Origin of the sequence: Streptomyces sp. NRRL S-31 (assembly GCF_000718775.1) — a bacterium.
Classification (GTDB): Bacteria; Actinomycetota; Actinomycetes; order Streptomycetales; family Streptomycetaceae; genus Streptomyces.
On sequence record NZ_JOCB01000085.1, the window covers coordinates 1 to 26,245 of the forward strand.

14 protein-coding genes are annotated in these 26,245 nt (G+C 73.6%); 9 read left to right on the forward strand and 5 right to left on the reverse strand.

Annotated elements, in window-relative coordinates:
- Positions 1-2,141, reverse strand: a 2,141-nt coding sequence (locus tag IF37_RS42615; protein ID WP_253915872.1) for an ADP-ribosylglycohydrolase family protein, incomplete at its 3' end; no start/stop codon positions are given.
- Between the two features lie 264 nt (positions 2,142-2,405).
- On the opposite strand from IF37_RS42615, the gene IF37_RS0128455 reads away from it, so the two are divergent.
- The 3 genes from IF37_RS0128455 to IF37_RS0128465 all read left to right on the forward strand — a co-directional run bounded on the left by IF37_RS0128455 (position 2,406) and on the right by IF37_RS0128465 (position 9,682).
- Positions 2,406-3,137 (forward strand): VIT1/CCC1 transporter family protein, encoded by a 732-nt coding sequence (locus IF37_RS0128455; RefSeq protein WP_030748588.1) that lies wholly within the window; start codon positions 2,406-2,408, stop codon positions 3,135-3,137.
- Positions 3,138-3,633: 496 nt separating this feature from the next.
- A complete protein-coding gene (gltB, locus tag IF37_RS0128460; RefSeq protein WP_173457016.1) occupies positions 3,634-8,226 on the forward strand; it encodes a glutamate synthase large subunit in 4,593 nt (1,530 codons plus the stop codon).
- Entirely contained in the window at positions 8,219-9,682 is a 1,464-nt protein-coding gene (locus tag IF37_RS0128465; RefSeq protein ID WP_030748594.1) for a glutamate synthase subunit beta, read from the forward strand. Before gltB ends, IF37_RS0128465 begins: the two co-directional genes overlap by 8 nt.
- 134 nt (positions 9,683-9,816) lie before the next feature.
- Here the strand turns inward: IF37_RS0128465 and IF37_RS0128470 are convergent, their stop codons facing one another.
- Complete coding sequence (locus IF37_RS0128470) at positions 9,817-13,248, reverse strand: NACHT domain-containing protein (protein WP_030748598.1); 3,432 nt, start codon at positions 13,246-13,248, stop codon at positions 9,817-9,819.
- Positions 13,249-13,358: 110 nt separating this feature from the next.
- Here IF37_RS0128470 and IF37_RS0128475 point away from each other — a divergent pair, with 110 nt between their 5' ends.
- On the forward strand, positions 13,359-13,970 hold the full coding sequence (locus IF37_RS0128475; RefSeq protein WP_030748601.1) for a TetR/AcrR family transcriptional regulator: 612 nt from the start codon (positions 13,359-13,361) through the stop codon (positions 13,968-13,970).
- A gap of 13 nt (positions 13,971-13,983) precedes the next feature.
- Here IF37_RS0128475 and IF37_RS0128480 read toward each other — a convergent pair whose 3' ends face one another.
- Entirely contained in the window at positions 13,984-14,865 is an 882-nt protein-coding gene (locus IF37_RS0128480) for a hypothetical protein (protein ID WP_030748604.1), read from the reverse strand.
- A gap of 78 nt (positions 14,866-14,943) precedes the next feature.
- Complete coding sequence (locus IF37_RS0128485; RefSeq protein ID WP_030748606.1) at positions 14,944-16,701, reverse strand: beta-galactosidase family protein; 1,758 nt, start codon at positions 16,699-16,701, stop codon at positions 14,944-14,946.
- A gap of 90 nt (positions 16,702-16,791) precedes the next feature.
- Between IF37_RS0128485 and IF37_RS0128490 the strand changes: the two genes are divergently transcribed.
- The 5 genes from IF37_RS0128490 (at position 16,792) to IF37_RS0128515 (ending at position 24,224) form a co-directional block, all read left to right on the forward strand.
- Positions 16,792-17,682, forward strand: coding sequence for an AraC family transcriptional regulator (locus IF37_RS0128490; RefSeq protein WP_030748610.1), 891 nt, complete (start codon positions 16,792-16,794; stop codon positions 17,680-17,682).
- A 34-nt stretch (positions 17,683-17,716) separates the two neighbouring features.
- On the forward strand, positions 17,717-18,067 hold the full coding sequence (locus IF37_RS0128495; protein WP_030748614.1) for a chorismate mutase: 351 nt from the start codon (positions 17,717-17,719) through the stop codon (positions 18,065-18,067).
- A gap of 182 nt (positions 18,068-18,249) precedes the next feature.
- Positions 18,250-20,760, forward strand: a complete 2,511-nt coding sequence (gene pepN / locus IF37_RS0128500) for an aminopeptidase N (protein WP_030748618.1) — start codon at positions 18,250-18,252, stop codon at positions 20,758-20,760.
- Between the two features lie 696 nt (positions 20,761-21,456).
- Complete coding sequence (locus IF37_RS0128510) at positions 21,457-22,815, forward strand: aminotransferase class V-fold PLP-dependent enzyme (protein WP_030748624.1); 1,359 nt, start codon at positions 21,457-21,459, stop codon at positions 22,813-22,815.
- A complete protein-coding gene (locus IF37_RS0128515) occupies positions 22,812-24,224 on the forward strand; it encodes a lysine N(6)-hydroxylase/L-ornithine N(5)-oxygenase family protein (protein ID WP_030748626.1) in 1,413 nt (470 codons plus the stop codon). Before IF37_RS0128510 ends, IF37_RS0128515 begins: the two co-directional genes overlap by 4 nt.
- Positions 24,225-24,242: 18 nt before the next feature.
- Here IF37_RS0128515 and IF37_RS0128520 read toward each other — a convergent pair whose 3' ends face one another.
- Positions 24,243-26,048 (reverse strand): bifunctional UDP-sugar hydrolase/5'-nucleotidase, encoded by a 1,806-nt coding sequence (locus IF37_RS0128520; protein WP_030748629.1) that lies wholly within the window; start codon positions 26,046-26,048, stop codon positions 24,243-24,245.
- Between the last annotated feature and the right edge of the window lie 197 nt (positions 26,049-26,245).

A 26,245-nucleotide genomic window follows, 5' to 3' on the forward strand; every position in this document is an offset into this window, starting at 1 on the left:
GTGGCAGGGGTGGTCGGTTCGGCCGGCGGTCGGGGGGTGGGGGAGGAGGCAGGGATCGGCTCTGCCGGTGGTCGCGAGGCGGGAGCGGGAGGTGGCCCTGCGGGCCGGGTGCCGGGTCCCTCCGCCCCCTGACCCTCCGTGCGCCCGCTGCCGGACTCGGCCGGCTGCGAGATGGAGTGGATGGGCGACGGCTCCGCCGTACCCGGCGCGGGCACCGGCATCGCGTCCGTCCCACTCCACGGGGCCGTGAGCCCGTCGGCCTCGGGTGATGTAGCGGGTTCCGGGGGCGTGAGCAGTTCGGCGTCCGGCGGGGTCGGCACCAGCGCCGCGGTTCCGGGCACCGCCAGGACTCCGGCCTCCGGGAGCGTGGCTCCTGCGGCCTCCGGGGTCGTGAGCGCCCCGGTGTCCGGTTCCGGCGACGCCCTGTTTCCCGGGGCGGCAGTGGCTTCCGTGGCCGTGGGCCCCTCGGCTTCCGGCGTCGTCAGCGCGCCGGGGTCCGGTGCCACCCGCGCTGACGGTTCCGGGGCCGTGGGTGCTCCGGCTTCCGGTGAGGTGGCGGCTGCCGGTGCTGTCGGTACGCCGGCTTCGGGTGTCGTGGGCAGTCCGGCGTGCGGTGCCGCGATCGTCACGGCTTCCGGTACCGCCGGTACACCGGTTGCCGGTGGTGTCGGTACGCCGGCTTCGGGTGTCGTGGGCAGTCCGGCTTGCGGTAGCGCGATCGCTACGGCTTCCGGAACCGCCGGTACACCGGTTGCCGGTGGTGTCGGTACGCCGGCTTCGGGTGTCGTGGGCAGTCCGGCGTGCGGTGCCGCGATCGTCACGGCTTCCGGTACCGCCGGTACGCCGGCTTCGGGCGTCGCGGGCACCCCGGTTTCCGGAACCGCCGGTACACCGGTTGCCGGTGCTGTCGGTACGCCGGCTTCGGGCGTCGCGGGCACCCCGGCTTCCGGTACCGCGATCGCCACGGCTTCCCGTACCGCCGGTACGCAGGCTTCCGGCCCCGCCGGCACCCCGGCTCCCAGCGCCACGGGCACCCCGGCTTCCGGTAGCGCGCTCGGGCCGCCCCCCGGTGTGACGGTTGCCGTGGGAGCGGGTGTGGTGATCGCCGCCGTCTGCGCGGCCGGGGGCGTGTCGGGGGGCTCGGTGGGGCCGGGGAGCAGCAGGTCGGCCACCTCCAGCACGTGCCGGCCGGCCATGGAGGGGAGGCAGCGGCCCCGCGCCGGGCCGATCGCCGCCGCCCAGGCCGCCGGGATCGCGGAGAGGCCCCGCGTCGCACCGGACAGGGCGCCCGCCACCGCCGCCGTCGTATCGGCGTCGCGGCCCATGTTGACCGCCGTGAGGACCGCCTCGCGGAAGTCGCCGTCGGCCGCCGCGTACGCGCCGAAGGCGAGGGCGACCGCCTCGGGCGCCAGGTCGGTCCAGGGATAGCCGCCGACGACGACCGCGGAGCGGACCGCGCGTTCGCCGCGGTGGGCCACCGCCACCGCACGCCGCAGGGAGCGGGCCGTCCAGGAGTCGGCCGGTACGACCGCGAGGGCGGCGGCGATCACCACCGGCACCGGTGCCCCCGTCATCGCCGCCGCCACTCCCGCCGCGACCGCCTGGCCGCCGTGGATGCCCTCGCCCTCGTGGCTGACCGAGCCGTCGATCGCCACCAGGCGGGCCGCCTCGGCGGGGCGGCCGGCGGCGAAGACGCCGAAGGGGGCCGCGCGCATCGCCAGGCCGTCGCTCCAGGCGTGCCGGTGCTGCGCGGAGATGGGCGCGGCGAGTCCGCGGCGCAGATTCTCCAGCGTGCCGCGCTCGCTGAAGCCCGCCCCCCGGAAGGGGCTCTCGGCCCGGTCGGCGATCCACTCGTGCCAGGCCGCCTCCACGTGCGCCGGGGTCAGCGCCGAGCCGTGCCGGGCCAGCAGCAGCCCGGAGAAGATGGCGTACTCGGTGTCGTCCGTGCCGCAGGGCTGCTCGGCGACGTACCCCGTGACGCGGCCCCAGCGGGCGCGGATCTCCGAGGGCCTGAGGTTCTCCGCGGGGGCCCCGAGCGCGTCGCCCACCGCCAGGCCGAGCAGCGCGCCCCGGGCCCGGTCGCGGAGTCCGGCGGCCTGCCCGGGCGGCGGGGCCGGGGCGGTGCGGGCGATCGATGCCATGGGCGGCCTCCTTCGACGGGGTCGCACGGGACCCTTTGCGGATGTGTCCCACGGAAGGCGTCCGGGTGAGCCCGGACCGCGCCGCTGTCACCCGCTCGACATCTGAGCCAATATCCGCACGCCTGAGCGCGAGCAAGAGAATCCGCAGGTTAGCCCAGCCTTTCCTTGCTGGCGGCGACGGAATTAACGGCGTAGGTTCAGAGTTGTCAAAAAGTAGAACTCGTCCAAAGTTAGCTTTGGCTAAGCTTCCCTGGGGGGCCCTGGATGGCCATCATCGACACCGAGGCCGCGCTGCACGAGGCGCACCGTGACAACCACACCCACCGCGACGTCAACGGGGGATGGCTGCGGCCCGCGGTCTTCGGTGCCATGGACGGCCTCGTCTCCAACCTCGCCCTGATGACCGGCGTGGCCGGCGGTGACGTGAGCCGGCACACCATCATCATCACCGGTCTCGCGGGGCTCGCCGCCGGCGCCTTCTCCATGGCGGCCGGCGAGTACACCTCCGTGGCCTCCCAGCGGGAACTCGTCGAGGCGGAACTCGACGTCGAGCGCCGTGAGCTGCGCAAGCACCCGCAGGACGAGGAGGCGGAGCTGGCCGCGCTCTACGTGGCCCGCGGAGTCGACCCCGAGCTGGCCCGGCAGGTCGCCCGGCAGCTGTCCCGGGACCCCGAGCAGGCCCTGGAGATACACGCCCGCGAGGAACTGGGCATCGACCCCGGTGACCTGCCCTCGCCGACGGTCGCCGCCGTGTCGTCGTTCGGTTCGTTCGCCCTCGGTGCCCTGCTGCCGCTGCTGCCCTACCTGCTGGGTGCGTCCGCCCTGTGGCCGGCCGTGCTGCTCGCCCTCGCCGGGCTCTTCGGGTGCGGTGCCGTCGTGGCCAAGGTGACCGCGCGCAGCTGGTGGTTCAGCGGTCTGCGGCAGCTCGCGCTCGGCGGCGCGGCGGCCGGTGTGACGTACGTCCTGGGCACCTTGCTCGGAACGGCCGTAGGATAGTGCGACCGGGACCTATGCGTTGGGCCGTATAAGTACCCGTTACTCGCTGGTTTCGAGAGCTTTACCACCGGGCATGAGCCGTAAGCGCTGTGGGCAATGACGCCCGCCGCACCCCCTCGGGGTGGGTGAAGACGCCCTCCCCGGCCCCACGCCCCCTTCCGGGCCGCCGGACGCCGATCCGACCGATCCTGTCCGCGCCGGCCCCCGCACACGTCGGCCGCCACCGCGCGGCGCCGCCGCCCCGCGCGGCACCCCCGGCCGTCAAGCGCACGGCACCGCCGCCGTCACCCCACGGCATCAGCCGTACACCCGTACGGCACGCGCCGCCCCGCGCGGCACCTCCGCCGCGACCGCGGCGTCCGCATGATGGAACGAAGTATCCGGTTCCCGAGAACCGCTCCATCATGTAACCTGCACGAAATTTTGAGATCCAGCAGAGGGCCAACGTCGTCCCTCGGCACCTGCCACATGCCACATGACGACGACGGGAGAGCCGATGCGTACGCCGCGCCAGCCGTCCCAGCATTCCGCGAATGGCCAGAACTGGTCGTTCATGGATGCTCGCCCTGCTGCGCAGGGTATGTACGACCCCCGCAACGAACACGACGCCTGTGGCGTCGGTTTCGTCGCCACCCTCACCGGCGAGGCGTCCCACACCCTGGTTGAGCAGGCACTCACCGTCCTGCGCAACCTGGAGCACCGTGGCGCCACCGGTTCCGAGCCCGACTCCGGCGACGGAGCGGGTCTCCTCTCCCAGGTGCCGGACGCCTTCCTCCGCGAAGTGGCCGGATTCGACCTTCCCGCGGCCGGCTCGTATGCCGTAGGCATCGCCTTCCTGCCGGAGGACGGGACCGAGGACGCCGTCTCACGCATCGAGACGATCGCCGCCGAGGAGGACCTGACGGTCCTCGGCTGGCGCGAGGTCCCGGTCGCCCCGGAGCTGCTGGGCGCCACCGCCCGCTCCACCATGCCCGCGTTCCGCCAGATCTTCGTGGGCGACGGCGTCAGCGAGGGCATCGCGCTGGACCGCAAGGCGTTCGCGCTGCGCAAGCGCGCCGAGCGGGAGGCCGGGGTCTACTTCCCGTCCCTGTCCGCCCGGACCATCGTCTACAAGGGCATGCTGACCACCGGCCAGCTGGAGCCCTTCTTCCCGGACCTCTCCGACCGCCGCTTCGCCTCCGCGATCGCGCTCGTGCACTCCCGGTTCTCCACGAACACCTTCCCGTCGTGGCCGCTGGCGCACCCGTACCGCTTCGTCGCGCACAACGGTGAGATCAACACCGTCAAGGGCAACCGCAACTGGATGCGCGCCCGCGAGTCCCAGCTGGTCTCCGACCTGTTCGGCGACCGGAACCTGGACCGCGTCTTCCCGGTCTGCACGCCGGACGCCTCCGACTCCGCCTCCTTCGACGAGGTGCTGGAGCTGCTGCACCTCGGCGGCCGCTCGCTGCCGCACTCCGTGCTGATGATGATCCCGGAGGCGTGGGAGAACCACGACTCCATGGACCCGGCCCGGCGCGCCTTCTACCAGTTCCACTCCACGATGATGGAGCCCTGGGACGGCCCCGCCTGCGTCACCTTCACCGACGGCACCCAGGTCGGCGCCGTGCTCGACCGCAACGGTCTGCGCCCCGGCCGCTACTGGGTCACCGACGACGGCCTCGTCGTCCTCGGCTCCGAGGTTGGCGTCCTCGACATCGACCCGGCGAAGGTCGTCCGCAAGGGCCGCCTCCAGCCCGGCCGCATGTTCCTCGTCGACACCGCGGAGCACCGCATCATCGAGGACGACGAGATCAAGGCGGCCCTCGCCGCCGAGAAGCCGTACGCCGAATGGCTGGAGGCCGGCGAGATCGAGCTGGGCGACCTGCCCGAGCGCGAGCACATCATCCACACCCACGCCTCGGTCACCCGCCGCCAGCAGACCTTCGGCTACACCGAGGAAGAGCTGCGCGTCATCCTCGCCCCGATGGCCCGCACCGGCGCCGAACCGATCGGCTCCATGGGCACGGACAGCCCGATCGCGGCCCTGTCCGAGCGCCCGCGGCTGCTCTTCGACTACTTCACCCAGCTGTTCGCGCAGGTCACCAACCCGCCGCTGGACGCGATCCGCGAGGAGCTGGTCACCTCCCTGCGGTCCTCGCTGGGCCCGCAGGGCAACCTGCTCGACCCGACCGCCGCCTCCTGCCGGTCCGTCCTGCTGCCCTTCCCGGTCATCGACAACGACGAGCTGGCCAAGCTCATCCACATCAACGCCGACGGCGACATGCCCGGCTTCAAGGCCGCCACCCTGTCCGGCCTGTACCGGGTCTCCGGCGGCGGCGACTCCCTCGCCGCGCGCATCGCGGAGATCTGCGCCGAGGCCGACGCCGCCATCGACAACGGCGCCCGGCTGATCGTCCTGTCGGACCGCCACTCGGACGCCGAGCACGCGCCGATCCCCTCGCTGCTGCTCACCGCGGCCGTCCACCACCACCTCATCCGCACCAAGCAGCGCACCCACGTGGGCCTGCTGGTCGAGGCCGGTGACGTCCGCGAGGTCCACCACGTCGCCCTGCTGATCGGCTACGGCGCCGCCGCCGTCAACCCGTACCTGGCGATGGAGTCGGTCGAGGACCTGCTGCGCGCGGGCACCTTCCTGAACGGCCTGGAGCCCGAGAAGGCCATCAAGAACCTGATCTACGCCCTCGGCAAGGGCGTCCTGAAGGTCATGTCCAAGATGGGCATCTCCACCGTCGCCTCCTACCGCGGCGCCCAGGTCTTCGAGGCCGTCGGCCTGGACGAGACCTTCGTGGAGAAGTACTTCAACGGCACCGCCACCAAGATCGGCGGCGTCGGCATCGACGTCATCGCCGAGGAGGTCGCCGCCCGCCACGCCAAGGCATACCCGGCCTCCGGCATCGCCCCCGCCCACCGCGCCCTGGAGATCGGCGGCGAGTACCAGTGGCGCCGCGAGGGCGAGCCGCACCTGTTCGACCCGGAGACGGTCTTCCGCCTCCAGCACTCCACGCGCGCCGGCCGGTACGACATCTTCAAGAAGTACACCGACCGCGTGAACGAGCAGTCCGAGCGCCTGATGACGCTGCGCGGCCTGTTCGGCTTCGCGTCCGGCCGGACCCCGGTCCCGCTCGACGAGGTCGAGCCGGTGAGCGAGATCGTCAAGCGGTTCTCCACCGGCGCCATGTCGTACGGCTCCATCTCCAAGGAGGCGCACGAGACCCTCGCCATCGCCATGAACCAGCTGGGCGGCAAGTCCAACACCGGTGAGGGCGGCGAGGACCCGGACCGCCTGTACGACCCGGCGCGCCGCTCGGCGATCAAGCAGGTCGCCTCCGGCCGCTTCGGCGTCACCTCCGAGTACCTGGTCAACGCGGACGACATCCAGATCAAGATGGCCCAGGGCGCCAAGCCCGGCGAGGGCGGCCAGCTGCCCGGCCACAAGGTCTACCCGTGGGTCGCCAAGACGCGGCACTCGACGCCGGGCGTCGGCCTGATCTCCCCGCCCCCGCACCACGACATCTACTCCATCGAGGACCTGGCCCAGCTGATCCACGACCTGAAGAACGCGAATCCGCAGGCGCGGATCCACGTCAAGCTGGTCTCCGAGGTCGGCGTGGGCACGGTCGCCGCGGGTGTGTCGAAGGCGCACGCGGACGTCGTGCTGATCTCCGGTCACGACGGCGGCACGGGCGCCTCCCCGCTGACCTCGCTGAAGCACGCGGGCGGTCCCTGGGAGCTGGGCCTCGCCGAGACCCAGCAGACGCTGCTGCTCAACGGTCTGCGCGACCGGATCGTGGTGCAGACGGACGGCCAGCTGAAGACCGGCCGTGACGTGGTCATCGCCGCGCTGCTCGGCGCCGAGGAGTTCGGGTTCGCGACCGCTCCGCTCGTCGTCTCCGGCTGCGTGATGATGCGCGTCTGCCACCTGGACACCTGCCCGGTCGGCATCGCCACCCAGAACCCGGTCCTGCGCGACCGCTTCGCCGGCAAGGCCGAGTGGGTGGTGAACTTCTTCCGGTTCATCGCCGAGGAGGTCCGCGAGCTGCTGGCCGAGCTGGGCTTCCGCTCCATCGAGGAGGCCGTCGGCCACGCCGAGGTGCTGGACGTCGAGCGCGCGGTCGACCACTGGAAGGCCCAGGGCCTGAACCTGGCACCGCTGTTCCATGTGCCCGACCTGCCCGAGGGCGCCGTCCGCCACCAGCTGATCGCCCAGGACCACGGCCTGGAGAAGGCGCTGGACAACGAGCTGATCAAGCTCGCCGCCGACGCCCTCGCCGCGAACGACGCGACCGAGGCCCAGCCGGTGCGCGCCCAGGTCGCCATCCGCAACATCAACCGCACGGTCGGCACCATGCTCGGCCACGAGGTGACGAAGAAGTTCGGTGGCGCGGGCCTGGCCGACGACACCATCGACATCACCTTCACCGGCAGCGCCGGCCAGTCCTTCGGCGCGTTCCTGCCGCGCGGTGTCACCCTGCGCCTGGAGGGCGACGCCAACGACTACGTCGGCAAGGGCCTGTCCGGCGGCCGGATCGTCGTCCGCCCGGACCGCGCGGCGGACCACCTCGCCGAGTACTCCACCATCGCGGGCAACACCATCGGCTACGGCGCCACCGGCGGCGAGCTGTTCCTGCGCGGCCGTACCGGCGAGCGGTTCTGCGTCCGCAACTCGGGCGCGCTGGTCGTCTCCGAGGGCGTGGGCGACCACGGCTGCGAGTACATGACCGGCGGTCACGCGGTCGTCCTCGGCCCGACCGGCCGCAACTTCGCGGCGGGCATGTCCGGTGGCGTCGCCTACGTCATCGACCTCGACCGCGACAACGTCAACGCCGGCAACGCCGGGGCCGTCGAGGCGCTGGACGACACGGACAAGCTGTGGCTGCACGACGTGGTGCGCCGCCACGCCGAGGAGACCGGTTCGACCGTCGCCGGGAAGCTGCTGGCCGACTGGGACGCGGCCGTGACGCGCTTCAGCAAGATCATCCCCAGCACGTACAAGGCAGTGCTCGCCGCCAAGGACGCCGCCGAGCGAGCCGGTCTCTCCGAGACCGAGATCACCGAGAAGATGATGGAGGCGGCGATCAATGGCTGACCCGAAGGGCTTCCTGAACCACGGCCGCGAGGTCGCCGAGACCCGCCCCGTCGCCGAACGGGTCAAGGACTGGAACGAGGTCTACGTCCCCGGCTCCCTGCTGCCGATCATCAGCAAGCAGGCCAGCCGCTGCATGGACTGCGGCATCCCGTTCTGCCACAACGGCTGTCCGCTCGGGAACCTGATCCCGGAGTGGAACGACTACGCCTACCGCGAGGACTGGAGCGCCGCCCAGGAGCGGCTGCACGCGACCAACAACTTCCCGGAGTTCACCGGTCGCCTCTGCCCGGCCCCCTGCGAGGCGGCGTGCGTGCTCGGCATCAACCAGGCGCCGGTCACCATCAAGAACGTCGAGGTCTCGATCATCGACAAGGCGTGGGAGACCGGGGACGTCACCCCGCAGATCCCCGAGCGCCTGTCCGGCAAGACGGTCGCCGTCATCGGCTCCGGCCCGGCGGGTCTCGCCGCCGCCCAGCAGCTGACCCGGGCCGGCCACACGGTCGCCGTCTACGAGCGCGCGGACCGCATCGGCGGCCTGCTGCGGTACGGCATCCCCGAGTTCAAGATGGAGAAGCGGCACATCAACCGCCGTATCGAGCAGATGCGCGCGGAAGGTACCCGCTTCCGCACGGGCGTGGAGATCGGCCGCGACATCGGCGCCCGCGACCTGAAGAAGCGGTACGACGCGATCGTCATCGCCGCCGGCGCCACGACCGCCCGTGACCTGCCGGTGCCCGGCCGCGAACTCAAGGGCATCCACCAGGCGATGGAGTACCTGCCGCTGGCGAACAAGGTCCAGGAGGGCGACTACGTCACCACTCCGATCTCGGCCGAGGGCAAGCACGTCGTCGTCATCGGCGGCGGCGACACCGGCGCGGACTGCGTGGGCACCGCCCACCGCCAGGGCGCGGCCTCCGTCACCCAGCTGGAGATCATGCCCCGGCCGAACGACGAGCGGCACGCGGCCAGCCAGCCCTGGCCGACCTTCCCGATCCTGTACAAGGTCACCTCGGCCCACGAGGAGGGCGGCGAGCGGATCTACTCCGCCTCCACCACCCATTTCGAGGGCGACGAGGACGGCAACGTGCAGTGGCTGCACCTGGCCGAGGTCGAGTTCGTGGACGGCAAGCTGAACCGGAAGCCGGGCACCGAGCGCAAGATCCCGGCCCAGCTGGTCACGCTCGCCATGGGCTTCACCGGCACCGACCGGGAGAACGGCCTGGTCGACCAGTTCGGCCTGGACCTCGACGAACGAGGTAACATCGCCCGCGACGCCGACTTCCAGACCAACGTGCCGGGTGTGTTCGTCGCCGGTGACGCCGGCCGCGGCCAGTCCCTCATCGTCTGGGCTATCGCGGAGGGCCGCTCGGCCGCCCGCGGAGTCGACCGCCACCTGACCGGTGCCAGCGACCTGCCGGCGCCGATCCGCCCGACGGACCGCGCCCTGGCGGTCTGACGCGCACACCAGGGACCTGAAGGTCCCCGCACACGTCCCGTACAAAGGCGTACGGAACACTGACGGCGCCTGCCCGCCTGTCCCCGACCGGACGCTGGGCAGGCGCCGCCGCATGTCCGGGCACGGCCACGGTCTCACCGGCCGCCCGTGCCCGTGTAGAGATCGTTGACGATCTTCTGGGCCAGCGCCCGGCCGGAGACGTCGACATCGGCCTCGGCCCAGACCAGGTTGACGTCCTTGCCGTTCGCGTCCGCGACGGTACGGGCGAACAGCAGACGGTAGGTGCGGGCGTCCGGGGCGGTCTCGGCGTACCAGAGCGAGGACGTGACGCGCTTCCACGGCGTGGTGGCGAAGCCGGGGCGGGCTTGCCAGAACCGGGCGGCCCCGGCGCAGGGCCGCACACAGTGCGCGGAGGCCAGGCGCAGCCGCAGGCGGGGCAGACGCAGGCCGTCCGGCCCCTTCGAACGGCACGTCACCGTCCCGTCGTCCGAGGTCTCGCAGCTCAGGTACTTCGGCGCGCGCAGGATGTAGCCGAAGCCGCGCAGCCGCCAGAGATGGGACCGCTCGCGCGCTCCCCAGCGGGCACCCACCAGGGCCTGGGACCGGCCGGGGCGGTAGTACGCGAACCGGGTGTCCCGGGGGATCGTGGCGCGCGGCACGGCGGCCAGCGGGCGCTGGGCGGACTGCCGCTGCTTCGGCGTGAGGCCCGCGTGTCGCAGCGCCGCCCGCATCAGGATGCGGGCGACCTCCTGGGCGCGCGGCTTCGAGGCGAACTCCTCGGTGTAGGTGAGCTTCAGGACCACGTTGGCGACCCGGGTGCCCAGCACGGCCGTGGTCTGGCGGCCCTCCATGTGCGCCGCGGAGAAGACCGTCTCGGTCCCTTCGCGCGCCTCGTCGCCGAGCCCCTCGCGATCGGCACCGGCGAAGGGGGTCCGCAGCAGTTCGGTCCTGGCCGGCGAGTAGGCCGCGCCGATCCCGGACCCGGTGCGGGTCACGAACGCCTGGAGGCTGAGGCTGACGTCGGGGTGGAACGGCGACTGCTCACCGGCCGTGCAGGTGTTCCGGCCCCGCGCCAGCTTCATCGGGTCGGCCATCACCGCGGCCAGCAGTCGGTCGTCGAGCAGCGCGCACGCCCGGGGCACGGCCCGGTGGGGAGCGGGCGGCGCCATGGTGGTCAGGTTCGACAGCAGCAGGAACGGGGTGACGGTGGTCACCGCGACGGCGGCCAGTCCCAGCCGGCCGGTCCACACCGACGGCTGCCTCGGTGAGACGGGCGCGGTGGTACGGGCCAGCCGGTTGCGCAGTTCGATGTGGCGGAACCGGTAGACGCCGCCCACCTGCCGCAGCACGCCCCGGGTGTGGGCGTCCCGCAGGAAGGCCATGAGCCGCCAGGGCAGCCTGCCGGTCAGGGCCAGCCAGCACCGGGCCACCGTGTACCGGCCCCAGGCCGAGACCGCGACGCCGTGGCAGAGCGAGGCCGCCGCGAAACAGGCCGCCGCGCGGGCCCAGTCGGCGGGCCCCAGCGTGTCCCGGGCCGTCACCGACTGCCACCAGGCCACGTACAGCGCGGTGACGACGTACAGGTTCTTGTGGTGCTCGAGGTGATGTGCCGGGCCGACCAGGCGGAAGAGCGCCAGCGCGGCCGTGGCGCCGCGGTCGGCGGCCAGCAGCACCGACGGCTCGGTGGCTTCCGCGGGATCGGCGGGTCTGCGCAGGGCGTCGGCGAACTGGGCCGCCGACTGCACGGCGAAGCAGACCGTCGCCAGGACCGTCAGCCGGCGGGTGGTGCCGGGGGAGAGCAGCACCGAGGCCGTCACCCCGAGGGTCAGACCGCCCGCCACGAGCGCCAACCTCCACTGCTCCCGCCCGCGCAGCGCCGCCCGCAGGCGCGTGCCCGAAGGCCGGTGGAGCCGGTACGGGCCGGGAGGCTCCCCGGGGTCGGCCCAGTCGGCGACCAGGGCGGCGACTACGGCGAGGGCGACCGCCCCGGCCAACGGCAGCCCCACCCACCGCTGCCACCACGGCACGCCGAACCGGGAGACCTGGACGCCCAGCAGCACCAGCAGGAACGCCGGCAGCGTCACCAGGCTGCGCACGACGCGCGGCACCGCCTCGTCCAGACGCCACCACTCCAGGTCCTGGGTCCCCGAGGCGCTCAGGTGGCGGGCGAGGGAGCCGGCCCAGCGGCGGGCGTCGGCGGCGCTCCAGGAGGGCCGGCCGGCACGGTCGTCGAGGGCCCCGCCGTAGGCGGCGGACAGGAAGGCGTCGAACAGGTGCCGCTCGACGGCGGCCCGGGTGGTGAAGCGGCCCGGGGCCAGCAGCTCGGCCGGGTCGGCCCCGGCCCCGCCGTCGCTGTAGGCGACTCGGGCCAGGCCGATCATCAGCGGAGTACCGAGGACGGCCCGGAGCACCCGCACCTCCCGGGCGCGGTCCGCGGGGTCCGCCAGCCGCCGCAGTACGGGGTCCCAGGCGGTGCGGGAGTCGTCGTCCCGGCTGGTCCTGCGGGCCGTCCGGGGGAGGTAGGCGGCGACCTCGCCGACGGTCAGGGGCTGTAGCTCGACCACGGCGGTCGACGGGAGCACGGTGTTCCCGGCCTCGACGGCCGCCGTGTACTCCTCCGTCCTGCTGGTCAGCAGGAAGCGGGCGGGACCGGCCAGACTGGCCCGCAGCTCCCGCAGGGCGTCCGCCTGGAAGCGGCGGGGCAGCTCGTCGAAGCCGTCCAGGACGGGCAGCACCCGCCCGGAGGTGATCAGCGCCAGGGCGACGGCGTGGGCCCGGCCACCGCCTTCGGCCAGCGCCCGGGGGTGGCCCTCGGCGATCCGGCCGGCCGCCCAGTTCCACAGGCCGCCGCGCTTGGGGTCCCAGGAGGAGAGCGGGAAGACCACCGGGACCGGGTCCCCGGAGGCGGGGCCGCGCCGCTCCACGAGCCGGCGGGCGAGGTGCAGGGCGAGCACGGACTTCCCGGCACCGGGGCCGCCCAGCACCACCAGCCGCTGGGCCGGCAGGGCGGTGAACAGGGCGGCGATCTCGTCGAAGTGGCCGTCCACCGCCAGGGGCCGGTCGGCGTCGGCGTCCGCCGACGGCGCGGCCCCCGCCCGGCGGATGTTCCGCCAGTGGTCGGTGAGCAGCGGATCCGCCGCCGTCCAGCGCACCGGGATGGGGAACGGGTCGTGGATGCGCGACAGCCGCTCGTCCCGGTCGTAGCGAACCCTCAGCGCCTCCGCGAGTTCCTCCGCGGCCCGGTCGAGCACCGGCCGGGCGGGCCGGTGCTCGGGACGCCTGCTGGAGCGCAGTTCCCACAGCGTCAGCAGCTCCACGCAAGCCGCGGCGGCCAGGCAGAGCGCGCCCGCGAGGGCCACCGTCGCGCCGGCGGGGGCGGGGAGGCGGTAGCGGCTCAGCAGGAGCAGCGCGGCCCCGGCGCCGGCCAGCCCCACCGCGAGGACGTGGCGCAGTCGCCACGACGGCGCCCCGGTACGCGGCGGCGGGACGTGGAAGTGGACGTGGTCGATGTGGTGGGCCTGTACCACGTTCCCGAACTGACCGTCGTAGATCCGGTTGTCCCCCACCCCGTCAGCGTACTGAACTCGGCCTGCCCGCGCTCCGGTTGAGGCGAACGGCCGGTACGCCGGCGCACCGCGCGGACACCGCCGCCGGGCGGGCGGACCACAATGGGTGCGTGCCCACCAAGAAGAAGCCCCAGGTGACCACGGCGGCGGACCGGCGCGGCGAACTCCTCGGCACCGCCGCCGAGGTCTTCGCCGAGTACGGCTACGACGCCACCACCGTCCGCAGGATCGCCGACCACGCCGGGATGCTCGCGGGCAGCCTCTACTACCACTTCGACTCCAAGGAGGCGATGCTCGAGGAGATCCTGCGGACCTTCCTCGACGAGCTGTGGGAGGGCTACGACACCGTCCTCGCCTCCGGACTCGGCCCCCGCCCCACGCTGGAGGCACTGGTCACCGAGTCCTTCCGGGAGATCGACCGGCACCGCGCCGCCGTCGCGATCTACCAGAAGGAGAACAGACGGCTCGTCGCCCAGGACCGGTTCGCCTTCCTCGCCGTGTCCCAGCGCCGGTTCGAGACGGCGTGGCTCGGCACGCTGGAACGCGGGGTCGCCGACGGGGTCTTCCGCGCGGACCTGGACGTCCGGCTCGCCTACCGGTTCGTCAGGGACACCGTGTGGGTCGCCGCCTCCTGGTACCGGCCCGGCGGCGGGCACAGCCCCGAGGAGATCGCCCGCCAGTACCTGTCGATGGTGCTGGACGGGATCGCCGTACGCGCATAGCCGCCTCCCACCGCTATGTGTCGCACTCCAGCACCGACCGGCACAGCCCGCACCGGGCCCGTACCCGCCCCCGTACCGGCACCCTGATCCGCTGGTGGCAGGTCGGACAGGGGAAGGAGACCCGGAGCCGGCCGGCCGGGTCGGCGGCGAAGGCGTAGGCAGCCGCCGGCGGGGCGCCGGAGGCGTGCCGGCGGTCGTGGGCGTAGCGGCGTCGGCCCGCCCAGCCGGCCGCGGCCAGCGGCGGCTGCTCCCCGTCCCGGCGGGCCCGGGCCATCCCCTTGACGTAGGCGGTGTGCGCCTGCGGGCTGGTGAACCACACGGAGGGGTCCTCGCCGAAGAGCAGGGCCCGCTTGGCCAGGACGTAACCGAACTCCTCCGGGGTGAGGTAGCCGAGCTTCTGCGAGGAGACCGCGTCCTGGCGGAAGGCGTCCAGCAGCAGCCAGCCCGCGCCCAGGTAGGCCGCGGTGGTGTCGGTCAGGATCTCGTTCTCCGCCGTGGTGGGGAACGAGAGGCCCAGCCGGTGCAGGTAGACGTGCGCCACCTCGTGGGCGAGGGCCGCGCCGATGTCCGCGCGATGGGTGCGGAACCGGTCGTTCAGTTCGACGAAGTACTCGGGCCCGGCCGCCAGTTCGACGTTGGCCGCGTGGGTCATCTCCCGGAACCCGACGACCAGCCGCGCGTCCGGCAGCCGGAAGTGCCGCACGATCTCCCGGGCCACGCGCTGCGCGCCCAGGTGCAGGTCGTCGGTGTCGCAGAAGGCCACGTCGGCGGGGGCCACGCTGACCGGGAACGTCTCGATGGTGTCGCGGGACAGCCGCCGGTACAGCGCGGTGACGGCGGCCCGCACCGTCTCCAGGTGCGGGTAGCCGTGTTCGACCGGTCCGCCGTTCGCCACGTCGGCACCCCCGGATGACGCCGGAACCCCCTCCCACTGTAGGCGGCGGGGCCCGGCCCGGGAACGGGAGCGCGGCGGTCACACGGGCAGCAGACGCGGCGCCGGCCGGTCCGGCTCCCCCTCGTCCAGCTCCAGCAGCCACACCTCGTTCGCCCCCTCCCGCAGCACCGGCCCGGGCACGTACAGCGACCGCTGGGGGCCCGCCGACCAGAAACGGCCCAGGCCGAAGCCGTTGATCCAGACGAAGCCGCGGGTACGGCCCGGCAGTTCCAGCCGGGCGTCCCCCGCCCCGCGGACCGTGACCGAGCCCCGGTACAGCCCCGGCGCCGCCGTCCCGGGCAGCGCGCCGAAGGGCACCGCGGCCACCCCGTCGGCGAACGCGTCCAGGTCCAGCCCGCGCGCGCGGACCCCGTGCAGGTACTGCCGCTCGTGCAGGACACCGCCGGTGACGCCCTTCGGCTCGCCGAGCCGGGGCCCGTAGTTCACCCGCCCCAGGGACTCCACCCACAGCTCCACGCGCGCGGGGCCCGCGACGGGCTCCGCCAGCCGCGGCTCCGCCTCGGTGAGCACCCCGGCGCGCTCCCCGTCGACGTACACCACGGCGAGGTCGCGCAGCCCGCGCACGGTCAGCGGGTACGGCCGGCGCGGGCCGGGCACGTCGACCTCGTAGCGGACCAGGCCCCGGGTGATCCCCAGCTCCTCGAAGGTGGGCGGTACCGGACCGGCCGTCTCCGGGCCGCCCAGCGCCTCCAGCACGCCGGCCAGCGGCGCCCAGTCCGCCAGCACCGCCTCGGCCGGGGCGCCCAGCGGGGCGGGCCGGTCCGGCAGGGCGGGCAGCGGGCCGGTCCGGTGGGCGGCCAGCACCTCGCGGAAGCGCCAGAACTTCTCCGTCGGGCGGCCGTACTCGTCCACGGGCGCGTCGTAGTCGTACGAGGTCACGTCCGGCTCCAGCGGTCCCTCGTGCAGCTCGCCACCGCCCCGGTTGGCCCCCGCCCAGCCCCCGAAACTGGTGCCTCCGTGCGCCATGTACAGGTTCACCGACGCCCCGCACGCCAGGATCTCCCGCAGCACCCCGGCGGCCTCGGCCGGATCCCGTACGGCGTGCTCGCCGCCCCAGTGGTCGAACCAGCCGCACCAGAACTCCATGCACATCAGGGGGCCCGCCGGACGGTGGCGGCGCAGCGCGCGGAAGCCCTCGCGCGCGTGGGAGCCGAAGTTCACCGTGGCCGGCACCCCGGGCAGCGAGCCCCCGGTCAGCATGTGGTCCTCGGGGCCGTCGGAGGTGCACAGCGGGACCGTGACGCCCTCCGCGCGCAGCAGCCCGGCCAGCTCCCGGAGGTAGCCGGTGTCGCTGCCGTAGCTGCCGTACTCGTTCTCCACCTGGACCATGAGCACCGGGCCGCCGCGGTCGAGCTGCCGGGACACGATCTCGGGCAGCAACCGGTGGAACCAGTTCCGCACGGGCAGCAGCCAGCGCTCGTCCCGCGTACGCGCGCGCGTGCCCACGGCGGCCGTCAGCCACGCCGGCAGCCCCCCGTTCTCCCACTCGGCGCAGATGTACGGCCCCGGCCGCACGATCGCCCACAGGCCCGCCGCGCGCACCGCGTCCAGGAACCGGCCCACCGCCCCCACGTCCCGGAACACGCCCGGGCGCGGCTCGTGCAGGTTCCACGGCACGTACGTCTCCACGCAGTTCAGGCCCATCGCCCGCAGCATCGCCAGCCGGTGCCCCCAGTGGGCCTCGTGCACCCGGAAGTAGTGCAGCGCCCCGGACAGCAGCCGTACCGGGCGCCCGTCCAGCAGGAAGCCGGATTCCCCCACCGTGAACTCGCTCATGCGGCCCAGCCTCACCCCTTCCGGTGGCCGGCGCCATGGACGAAGATCGGCACTGCTTGGACAAAAACGCGCCCCCGGAGAGGAGCGCCGATGTACCGGACCTGGATGCGGTTCTTCAGCCCCGGCCCCGCCCACCTGCGCCTCGGCCTGGTCTGCCTCGGCGTCGGCCTCCAGCACGGCGCGCTGCCCACGGTCGGCCCGCGCACCCTCGACCACCACGTGGCGGTGGTGATCAGCTCCGGCGGCGGCTGGTACCGGGGCGCCGACGGCCGCCGCACGACCGTCACCGCGCCCGCGCTGCTGTGGCTCACCCCCGGCGTCCCGCACCACTACGCGCCCGACCCGGGCACCGGCTGGGACGAGGGCTTCGTGGACTTCGCCGGGCCCGCCACCGCGGCCTACCGCGACCTCGGCTACATCGAACCCGACCGGCCCGTCGTCCCGCTCTCCGACGCCTCCGGGCCGCGTACCGTCGTCACCCGCATCGCCCGGGCCGCCCGCCGCGGCAACCCCCTGCTGGAGGTGGAGACCGGCGCCGCCGTCCACGAACTGCTGGTCGCCCTGCGCCGCGCCCGCGCCGACCTCGCACCCGACGGCGACCCCGTCCTCCAGGCGCTCGCCCGGGACGCCTGCACGCCGATGACCGTCGCCGACCACGCCGCCCGGCACGGCATGACCACCACCGAGCTGCGCGGCGCGGTCCGCCGGGCGGCCGGATGCAGCCCCAAGGACTACCTGCTCGGCATCCGCCTCGGCCGTGCCAAGGAACTCCTCGCCGGCACCGGACTGCCCGTCGCCGCCGTCGCCCGCCGCGTCGGCTACGACGACCCCGCCTACTTCTCCCGGCTCTTCACCCGGCGCGTCGGCCTCGCCCCCGTCCGGTTCCGCGCCCAGCAGGCCCGCGGCGTGCCCGGCGGCTGGAGCGACCGCGTCCCGGACCCCGGTGACCCCCCGCTGATCCACTCTCCGGACACCCCGTAGGACCCGGCCCGCGCAGCGCATAGGGTGGGCCCTCATGACCACCAGCAACACCGGCACCGGCGCCGCGGACCCCGCGGTCCGCCAGGAACTCGACCGCCTGCGCGAGAGCATCGACAACATCGACGCGGCCGTCGTCCACATGCTCGCCGAGCGTTTCAAGGCCACCCAGCAGGTCGGCCGCCTCAAGGCGCTGCACCAGCTGCCGCCCGCGGACCCCGCCCGCGAGGCCCGGCAGATCGAACGGCTGCGCCGCCTCGCCGAGAGCGCCAAACTCGACCCCGCGTTCGCCGAGAAGTTCCTGAACTTCATCATCGCCGAGGTGATCCGGCACCACGAGCGGATCGCCGAGGACACCCACGGCGGACAGCGGGCGCACGACGCCTGAACGACGACGCCCGAACCACGGGGCCGGACCGGACAGGGGACCGACGGCGGGACCGGACGGCGGACCGGACGGAAGCCCGGCCGGGAGACCGGCCGGGTGACGGGACGGGGCGCACGGGGGACAAAAGCCATGTACCGCTCCACCCCTGTGCGCTGTGGGTCCCATCAGGCAGCATGGCGTGCATGTCCGTACTCACGCGCGACGAAGCGCAAGCCCGAGCACAGTTCCTCGACGTCCACCGGTACACGGTCGAACTCGACCTCACCACCGGTGACGAGACCTTCGACTCCCGTACCGCGATCCGGTTCACCGCCCGGTCGGACGGGGACACGTTCGTCGAACTGAAGCCCGCCGAACTGCGCAGCGTCACGCTCGACGGACAGCCGCTCGACCCCGAGTCGCTCAGCGAGGACCGGGTGCCGCTGAAGAACCTCACCGCCGGCGAGCACGAGCTGCGCGTCGACGCGGTCATGCGCTACTCCCGCACCGGCGAGGGCATGCACCGCTTCACCGACCCCAGCGACGGCGAGACGTACGTCTACACCCAGATGTTCATGGACGACGTGCAGCGGATCTTCGCCGCCTTCGACCAGCCCGACCTGAAGGCCGTCTTCGAGGTCTCCGTGAAGGCACCCGAGGGCTGGACCGTCCTCGCCAACGGCGTCACCGAACACCGCGGCGACGGCCTCTGGCAGGCCGCCCCCACCCCGCCCGTCTCCACCTACCTGGTCGCCGTCGCCGGCGGCCCCTGGCACTCGGTGCGCACCGAACACCGCGGGCTGCCCTTCGGCATCCACTGCCGCCGCTCCCTCGCCCCGTACCTCGACACCGACGCCGACGAGATCCTGGACGTCACGCGCGCCTGCTTCGACCGGTACCACGAGAAGTTCGAGGAGCCGTACCCCTTCGACTCCTACGACCAGGCGTTCGTCCCCGAGTTCAACGCGGGCGCCATGGAGAACCCGGGCTTGGTCACCTTCCGCGACGAGTTCATCTACCGCTCCGCCGTCACCGACACCGAGCGGCAGACCCGCGCCATGGTCATCGCGCACGAGATGGCCCACATGTGGTTCGGCGACCTCGTCACCCTCAAGTGGTGGGACGACATCTGGCTGAACGAGTCCTTCGCCGAGTACATGGGCTACCAGACCACCGCCGAGGCCACGCGGTTCACCGACCCGTGGACCGAGTTCGGCGTCACCCGCAAGTCCTGGGGCTACGACGCCGACCAGCGGCCCACCACTCACCCGGTCGCCCCCGAGAACGTCGACGACACGGCCTCCGCCCTGCTCAACTTCGACGGCATCTCCTACGCCAAGGGCGCCTCCGCGCTGCGCCAGCTCGCCGCCTGGCTCGGCGAGAAGGACTTCCTCGCCGGCATCAACACCCACTTCAAGCGGCACAAGTTCGGCAACGCCACCCTCGCCGACTTCATCGACTCCCTCGCCTCGGCCACCGACCGGGACGTGCCCGCCTGGGCCGACGACTGGCTGCGCACCACCGGCGTCGACACGCTCACCCCCGTGATCGCCACCGCCGACGGCACCTGCGCGCTGACCGTCGAACGCGCGGGCAGCCGCCCGCACCGCCTCAGCGCCGGCCTGTACGACCACGACGTCGCCGACCAGGGCCGGCTGGTACTGCGCGAGCGCGTCGGCCTCGACGTCCCGCAGACCGCCCCCCAGCCCATCGGCAAGCGCCCCGCACTGGTCCTGCTCAACGACGGCGACATCACCTACGCCAAGGTCCGCTTCGACGCCACGTCCTTCGAGACCCTCCGCACCGGCCTGTCCGGCCTGCCCGACCCGCTCACCCGCGCGGTCGTCTGGAACGCCCTCAGGGACGCCGTCCGCGACGGCGAACTGCCGCCCGCCGCCTACCTGGAGACGGCCCGCGCCCACCTGCCGCACGAGACCGACCTGGCCGTCGCCCAGGGCGTCCTCGCCTTCGCCGCCGGACAGCTCGCCGAGCAGTACCTGGCGCCGGGGGACCGGCCGGCCGCCCTGGCCACCCTCACCTCCCTCTGCCGCGACCTGCTGCGGCGCACCGAGGACGGCGACCACCCGGGCCTGCGGCTGATCGCCGTACGGCATCTGATCGCCGTGGCCGCCCACCCGGAGCCCATCGCCTCCTGGCTCGCCGACGGCACGGTGCCCGGCGGACCCGAACTCGACCCCGAGCTGCGCTGGCGCATCCTCGCCCGGCTCGCCGTGCTCGGCGCCACCGACGAGGACGCCATCGCCGCCGAACTGGCGCGCGACCCGAGCGCCACCGGCCAGGAGGGCGCCGCCCGCTGTCGTGCCGCGCTGCCCGACCCGGCGGCCAAGCGCGCCGCCTGGGAGGCGATGTTCACCGGCGACGACCTGTCCAACTACCTCTTCACGGCCACCGCCCAGGGCTTCTGGCAGCCCGAGCAGGCCGACCTGGTCCGGGAGTACGTGCCGCGCTTCTACCAGGACGCGGTCGCCCTCGCCGCCCGCCGCGGCCCCGCCATCGCCGTCGCCGCCGGCCGCTGGTGCTTCCCGGCCCACGCCGTCGACGCCGACAACCTGGGGCTCGGCGAGGCATGCCTGCGCGAGGCCGACCTCACCCCGGCGCTGCGCCGCACCCTCGCCGACCGCCTGGACGACCTCTCCCGCGCCCTGCGGGTACGCGGCGAGGCCGGCGACACGGGGGAGGAGGGCGCCGAGTAACTCCCGCGGCATGGACGCGGCCGGCCCCCGCAGACGACGCGGCGGACCGGCCGCCCTTCCGGGGCCCGGCGGTCGGTTACCGGCCGGACCGGGGCGCACCGTGATCGCGGTGTCCGGCACGACCGGAAACGCCGGCCGTGCCCTCGCCGGCAGTCTCCTCGCCGGCAGTCTCCTCGTCGGCCGTCTCCTCGTCGGCCGTGCCCTCGCCGGCAGCCTCCTCGCGGCGGGCCGAGCCGGCCGCCGCGGCCGAGGCCGTACGGTTCCGGCGCCGCCCCGCGTTCAGCGGTACGGAGTACGACGTCCCGCTCCCCGGCGTCATCGCCCGGGCGTTCCGCGCCCGGGCGCCTTCGCCACCCACGCCCTCCCGTGGGCACCCCGGCCCGCACCTTCGCCCGGTGGGCCCGGGACCACGCCGGGGGCTCCCGGGCGTAGATCCGATCATCCAACCGCCGCTCCCGCCACGGCAGTACACACTTTCGGGTTCCGTTGGCCGGGCCTCCGGGACACCGGGCGCCCTCCCGGTCCAAGCTGGGGCTCCACCCGTCAGCGGACCCCACGAGCCGGAAGCCCCCGGGCCCGGACGCCCGCCGGACGTCCCCGCGGCCCGGAGGAGAGCCCATGAGCGCAGGAGAGGCCACGAGCCCGCCGCCGCTCGCCGCAGGCCCGGAGCCACCCTCGGCACACCGGGGGTGGACCGTGAGCCCGCCGCCGCTCGCCTCCGGTCCCGGCGGCCCCGCGGCGCTCCGGTCCCTCCTCGGCACGGTGCTCGACGCACTCGAGGCCGGCGCCGCCGAGCGCGGCGGCCCGCTCCCCGCCGGCGGACCCGGCGCCGTCACCGCGCGCGTCACCGCCGCCCTCGGGGACGTCCTGCCGGACACCGGCGACCCGGACGCCCTGCGCACCCTCGTCCAGGCCCTCGCCGCCGGCGCCGCCGACCCGGCCGACCCGCTCTGCGCGGCCCATCTGCACTGCCCGCCGCTCGCCGTGGCCGCCGCCGCCGACCTCGCCGCGAGCGCCCTCAACCCCTCCCTGGACTCCTGGGACCAGGCCCCGGCCGCCTCCGCCCTGGAAACCGCGGTCACCCGCGCCCTCGCCCGCACCGCCCACCTCGCCGACGCCCTCGTCACGACCGGCGGCACCGAGTCCAACCAGCTCGCCCTGCTGCTCGCCCGCGAGGCGCACGGCGCCGGCGTCCGCCTGGTCCACGGCGCGAACGCCCACCACTCGCTGCCGCGCGCCGCCTGGCTGCTCGGCCTGCCGGACCCGGTCGTCGTCCCGGCGCCCCGCGGCACCCTGGACCCGGCCGCCCTGGACGAGGCCCTCACCGCGCTGCCCGGTCCCCTGCTGGTCGCCGCCACCGCCGGCACCACCGACGCCGGCCTCATCGACCCGCTCCCCGAGATCGCCGGGCGGTGCGCCGCCCACGGCGCCCGGCTGCACGTCGACGCGGCCTACGGCGGCGGCCTCCTCTTCAGCGACCGGCACCGGGGCCTGCTCGCCGGCCTCGAAGCCGCCCACACCGTCACCCTCGACCTGCACAAGCTCGGCTGGCAGCCGGTCGCCGCCGGTCTCCTCGCCGTGTCCCGCCCCGGCGAACTCACCGCGCTCCACCAGCGCGCGGACTACCTGAACGCCGACGACGACACCGACGCCGGACTCCCCGACCTGCTCGGCCGCTCCCCGCGCACCAGCCGCCGCCCCGACATCCTGAAGATCGCCGTCACCCTGAGGACACTGGGCCGCGACGGCCTCGGCGCCCTGGTCGACCAGGTCTGCGCCCGCGCCCGCGAACTGGCCGCACTGATCGACGGCCACCCCGGCTTCGAGCTGTACGGCCAGCCCGTCATCAGCACCGTGCTGTTCCGCCCGGCAGGAGCGGCCGACGACACCGTCGCCGCCGCCCGCCGACGGCTGCTGCACGAGGGCCGGGCCGTGCTCGGCCGCGCCCGGCTCGACGGCCGGCTCTGGCTCAAGGTCACCGTCCTCAACCCCCGGACCCGGCCGGACGACCTGGCCCACCTGCTCGAACTCGTCGAAGGAAGCACCCCCGGATGACCCACCCCGCACCCCCCGAGCCGGCCTCCCCCCGCGACCTCGTCGGCATCGGCATCGGCCCCTGCAACCTCTCCCTCGCCGCCCTCGCCCACCCGCTGGCCGAACTCGACGCCGTCTTCTACGAACAACGTCCCCGCTTCGACTGGCACCCCGGACTGCTCATCGAGGGCGCCACCGTCCAAGTGCCGTTCCTGGCCGACCTGGTGACCCTCGCCGACCCCACCAGCCGCTGGAGTTTCCTCAGCTACCTCAGAGACCGCGAGCGGCTCTTCCCGTTCTACTTCGCCGAGCGCTTCCACCTCCAGCGCGCCGAGTACGACGCGTACTGCCGCTGGGTCGCCGAGGCCCTCCCCGGGCTGCGCTTCGGCCACCGGGTCGACGCCGTCCGCTGGAATCCCGAACGGGACGTGTTCGAGGTCGACCACACCCAGCCCGGCGCCGGGGGCGAGGTTGAGGCCCTGGGCCGTACGTACACCCGCAACGTCGTCATCGGCATCGGCACCGCCCCCTACGTGCCCGACCCGCTCAAGCCCCTGGTGGACACGCCCGGCGTACCCGTCATCCACGCCGCGGACTACCTGGGCCACCGCGACTCCGTGCTGGCCGCCGGACACGTCACCGTCGTCGGCTCCGGACAGTCCGGCGCCGAGGTCTTCCTCGATCTGCTGCGCCGCCGCCCGGAAGGCCGGGAGGGGCTGCACTGGATTGGGCGGAGCGAGGCGTTCGCGCCGATGGAGTACTCCAAGCTGGGCCTGGAGCACTTCACCCCCGACTACACGCGCTACTTCCACGCCCTCGCCGAGCCCGTCCGCGACCGGCTGGTCGCCGCCCAGTGGCAGCTGCACAAGGGCATCGACGCCGGCACCCTCGCCGCCATCCACGACGAGCTGTACCGGCGCACCCTGCACGGCGGCTGGCCGGACGCCGTCCTCACCCCCGGCGTCCGCGTCCGCACCGCCGGCCGCATCGCCACCACCAAGATCGAACTGCATCTGGAACACCTCCAGCAGGGCAGCCGCTCCCGGCTCACCACCGACGCCGTCGTCCTCGCCACCGGCTACCGCGAACGCCCCCTCGACCGCGTCCTCGCCGGCCTCGACCCCTACATCCGCCGCGACAACGGCGAACGCCCGCGCGTCGACGAGGAGTTCCGGCTCGTCCTGGACCCCTCGGTGACCGGCTCGGTCCACGTCCAGAACGCCGAGCTGCACACCCACGGCGTCGGCACGCCCGACCTCGGCCTGGCCGCCTGGCGCAGCGCGACCATCCTCAACTCCCTCACCGGCAAGGAGACCTACCCCCTGCCCCGCCGGACCGCCTTCACCTCCTTCGGGCTGGACGATCCGGCGGACCGGGTGCCGCAGGCCAGGCAGCCGAAGCGGCTCACCCCGCTCGTCGAGGGGATCTGAGCCACCTGCCCCGGCCGGCTAGAAGACCGGCGTACCGCCCCGCACCAGCCTCCAGTCCACCGACGCGAAGTCCTTCGGGTCCAGCACACCCTTCGCGGTCACCCACTCCGCGATCCGGGTGCGGATCTCCGTCGACTCCGACCACAGCTCCTTGGCGGTGGCGACGTAGGGGAAGGCACCGCCGCCGTTGGCGCGGTAGTTGTTCACCGCGAGCACGAACTGCTGCGCGTCGTCCAGCGGCGCCCCGCCGAAGGTCAGGTTCCTGATCCGGGACCCGGCCGGCTGGGCGATGTCGATGTCGTAGGACAGCCCCGAGACGTAGTCGTAGTTGTAGTCCGGGCGACCGCCGGCGTTGGTCAGCTTCTCCACGTCCACCGGGGCGCCGGCGGCGGTCTGGACGTAGTACTCCGCCGAGTACTCCAGGTAGGCCCGCACCTGGGCGCCCGTCAGCAACTTGGCGACCAGCGTGTTGTCGTACACGTACAGGCTCGACAGGTCCCGGACGGTGACGTCGCCGGCCGGGATCTCGGAGGTCCGGGAGAACGGCGACGCCTGGGCGAGCACCGGCAGCGAGGCGTACTCGGTGCCCGCGAGCGCCGCCTTCACCACGTCCTCCTGGACCTTGGTGATCAGATCGATGATCGGGGCGTCCTGGTAGCGGGCCTTGACGGTGGTCAGGGTCTCGGTCGCCCGGCCCACCACCTGGTTGACGTAGGCGACGACCTTCTCGTGCTCGTCGGCCAGCAGCTTGGTGATCCTCGGGTCGTCGGCGACGGTCCTGGAGTCGCGCAGCGACGCGGAGACCGACTCGACCTCCCAGCGGCCCTTGGCGAACACCAGCTCGATGTCGAAGAGGGTGAGCCGCTCGGCGTAGCACAGCGGCTCGGAGAGCACGACGGTCCTGCCGGTCTTCTCGTTGACGACCTTCAGCTCCGGGATCTCCAGGTGCGCGTGACCGACCAGGATGGCGTCGATGCCGGGCACCCGGCGGGCGACGTCGGCCGCCGCGTTCTCCACGTACGGCACCTGGTCGGCGTACGACGACGTGCCCGACGTGCCCGAGTGGGCCGAGACGACGACCACGTCCGCGCCCATCGACCTCAGCTTCGGCACCCAGGTGGCGGCCTGCTCCACCAGACCCGGGAACGCCAGCCTGCCCTGCACGTACGCCTTGTCCCAGATGGCGATGCCGGGGTTGGTCAGCCCCAGGACGGCGACCTTGACCGGCCGCGCGCCCGGCACGTGGAACGTCTTCATGAGGTACGGCGGGAAGGCGGGCCGCAGCGTCCTGGCGTCCACCGCGTTGGCGCCGAGCAGCGGGAAGTCGAGCTGGTCCTCGAACGTGCGCAGCGTCTCGATGCCGTAGTTGAACTCGTGGTTGCCGAGGGCCGCCGCGTCGTACCCGATCGCGTTCATCGCCTGCGCCATCGGGTGCACCGGGCCGCCCTCGGCGGTGATCGGGTCGACCTTGGCGTAGTAGTAGGTCAGCGGGGTGCCCTGGATGGTGTCACCGGCGTCCAGCAGCAGGGTGTTGCGCCGGCCCTTCTCCGCGCGCACCTGCTCGACCAGCGTCGAGATCCGCGCCAGGCCGGTCGCGTTGCCCGCCGCGTCCTTGTACTCGGCGTTCTTGAAGTAGTCCCAGTTGAAGACATGGCCGTGCAGGTCGGTGGTGCCCATGACGGTCAGGGAGTACCGCTTCGCGGGGTGCCCGGGCCCGCCGTGCTCCGCCGCCTCGGCCGCCGGAGCCGCCGCCGCACCGGCGATCGCCACTCCCGCTCCGGTGGCGGCGGACTTCTTCAGGAACTTCCGGCGGTTCAGGGGCATCTCTGGTTCTCCTAGCGGAACGGGTCGACAACGCGCGTAGATTCTGACCTGAACATGACCCTGTGCGCCAGGCTTGCCGAGGGGAATCCGCTCATCGGAGCAAGTCGCCGCACACTTCAACTCGTGTCAACAACCCTTCATGCAAAGGTTGTTGGGAGGTCATGCGGGCCGGATTCCCTACCGGCGGGTAAGCCCTA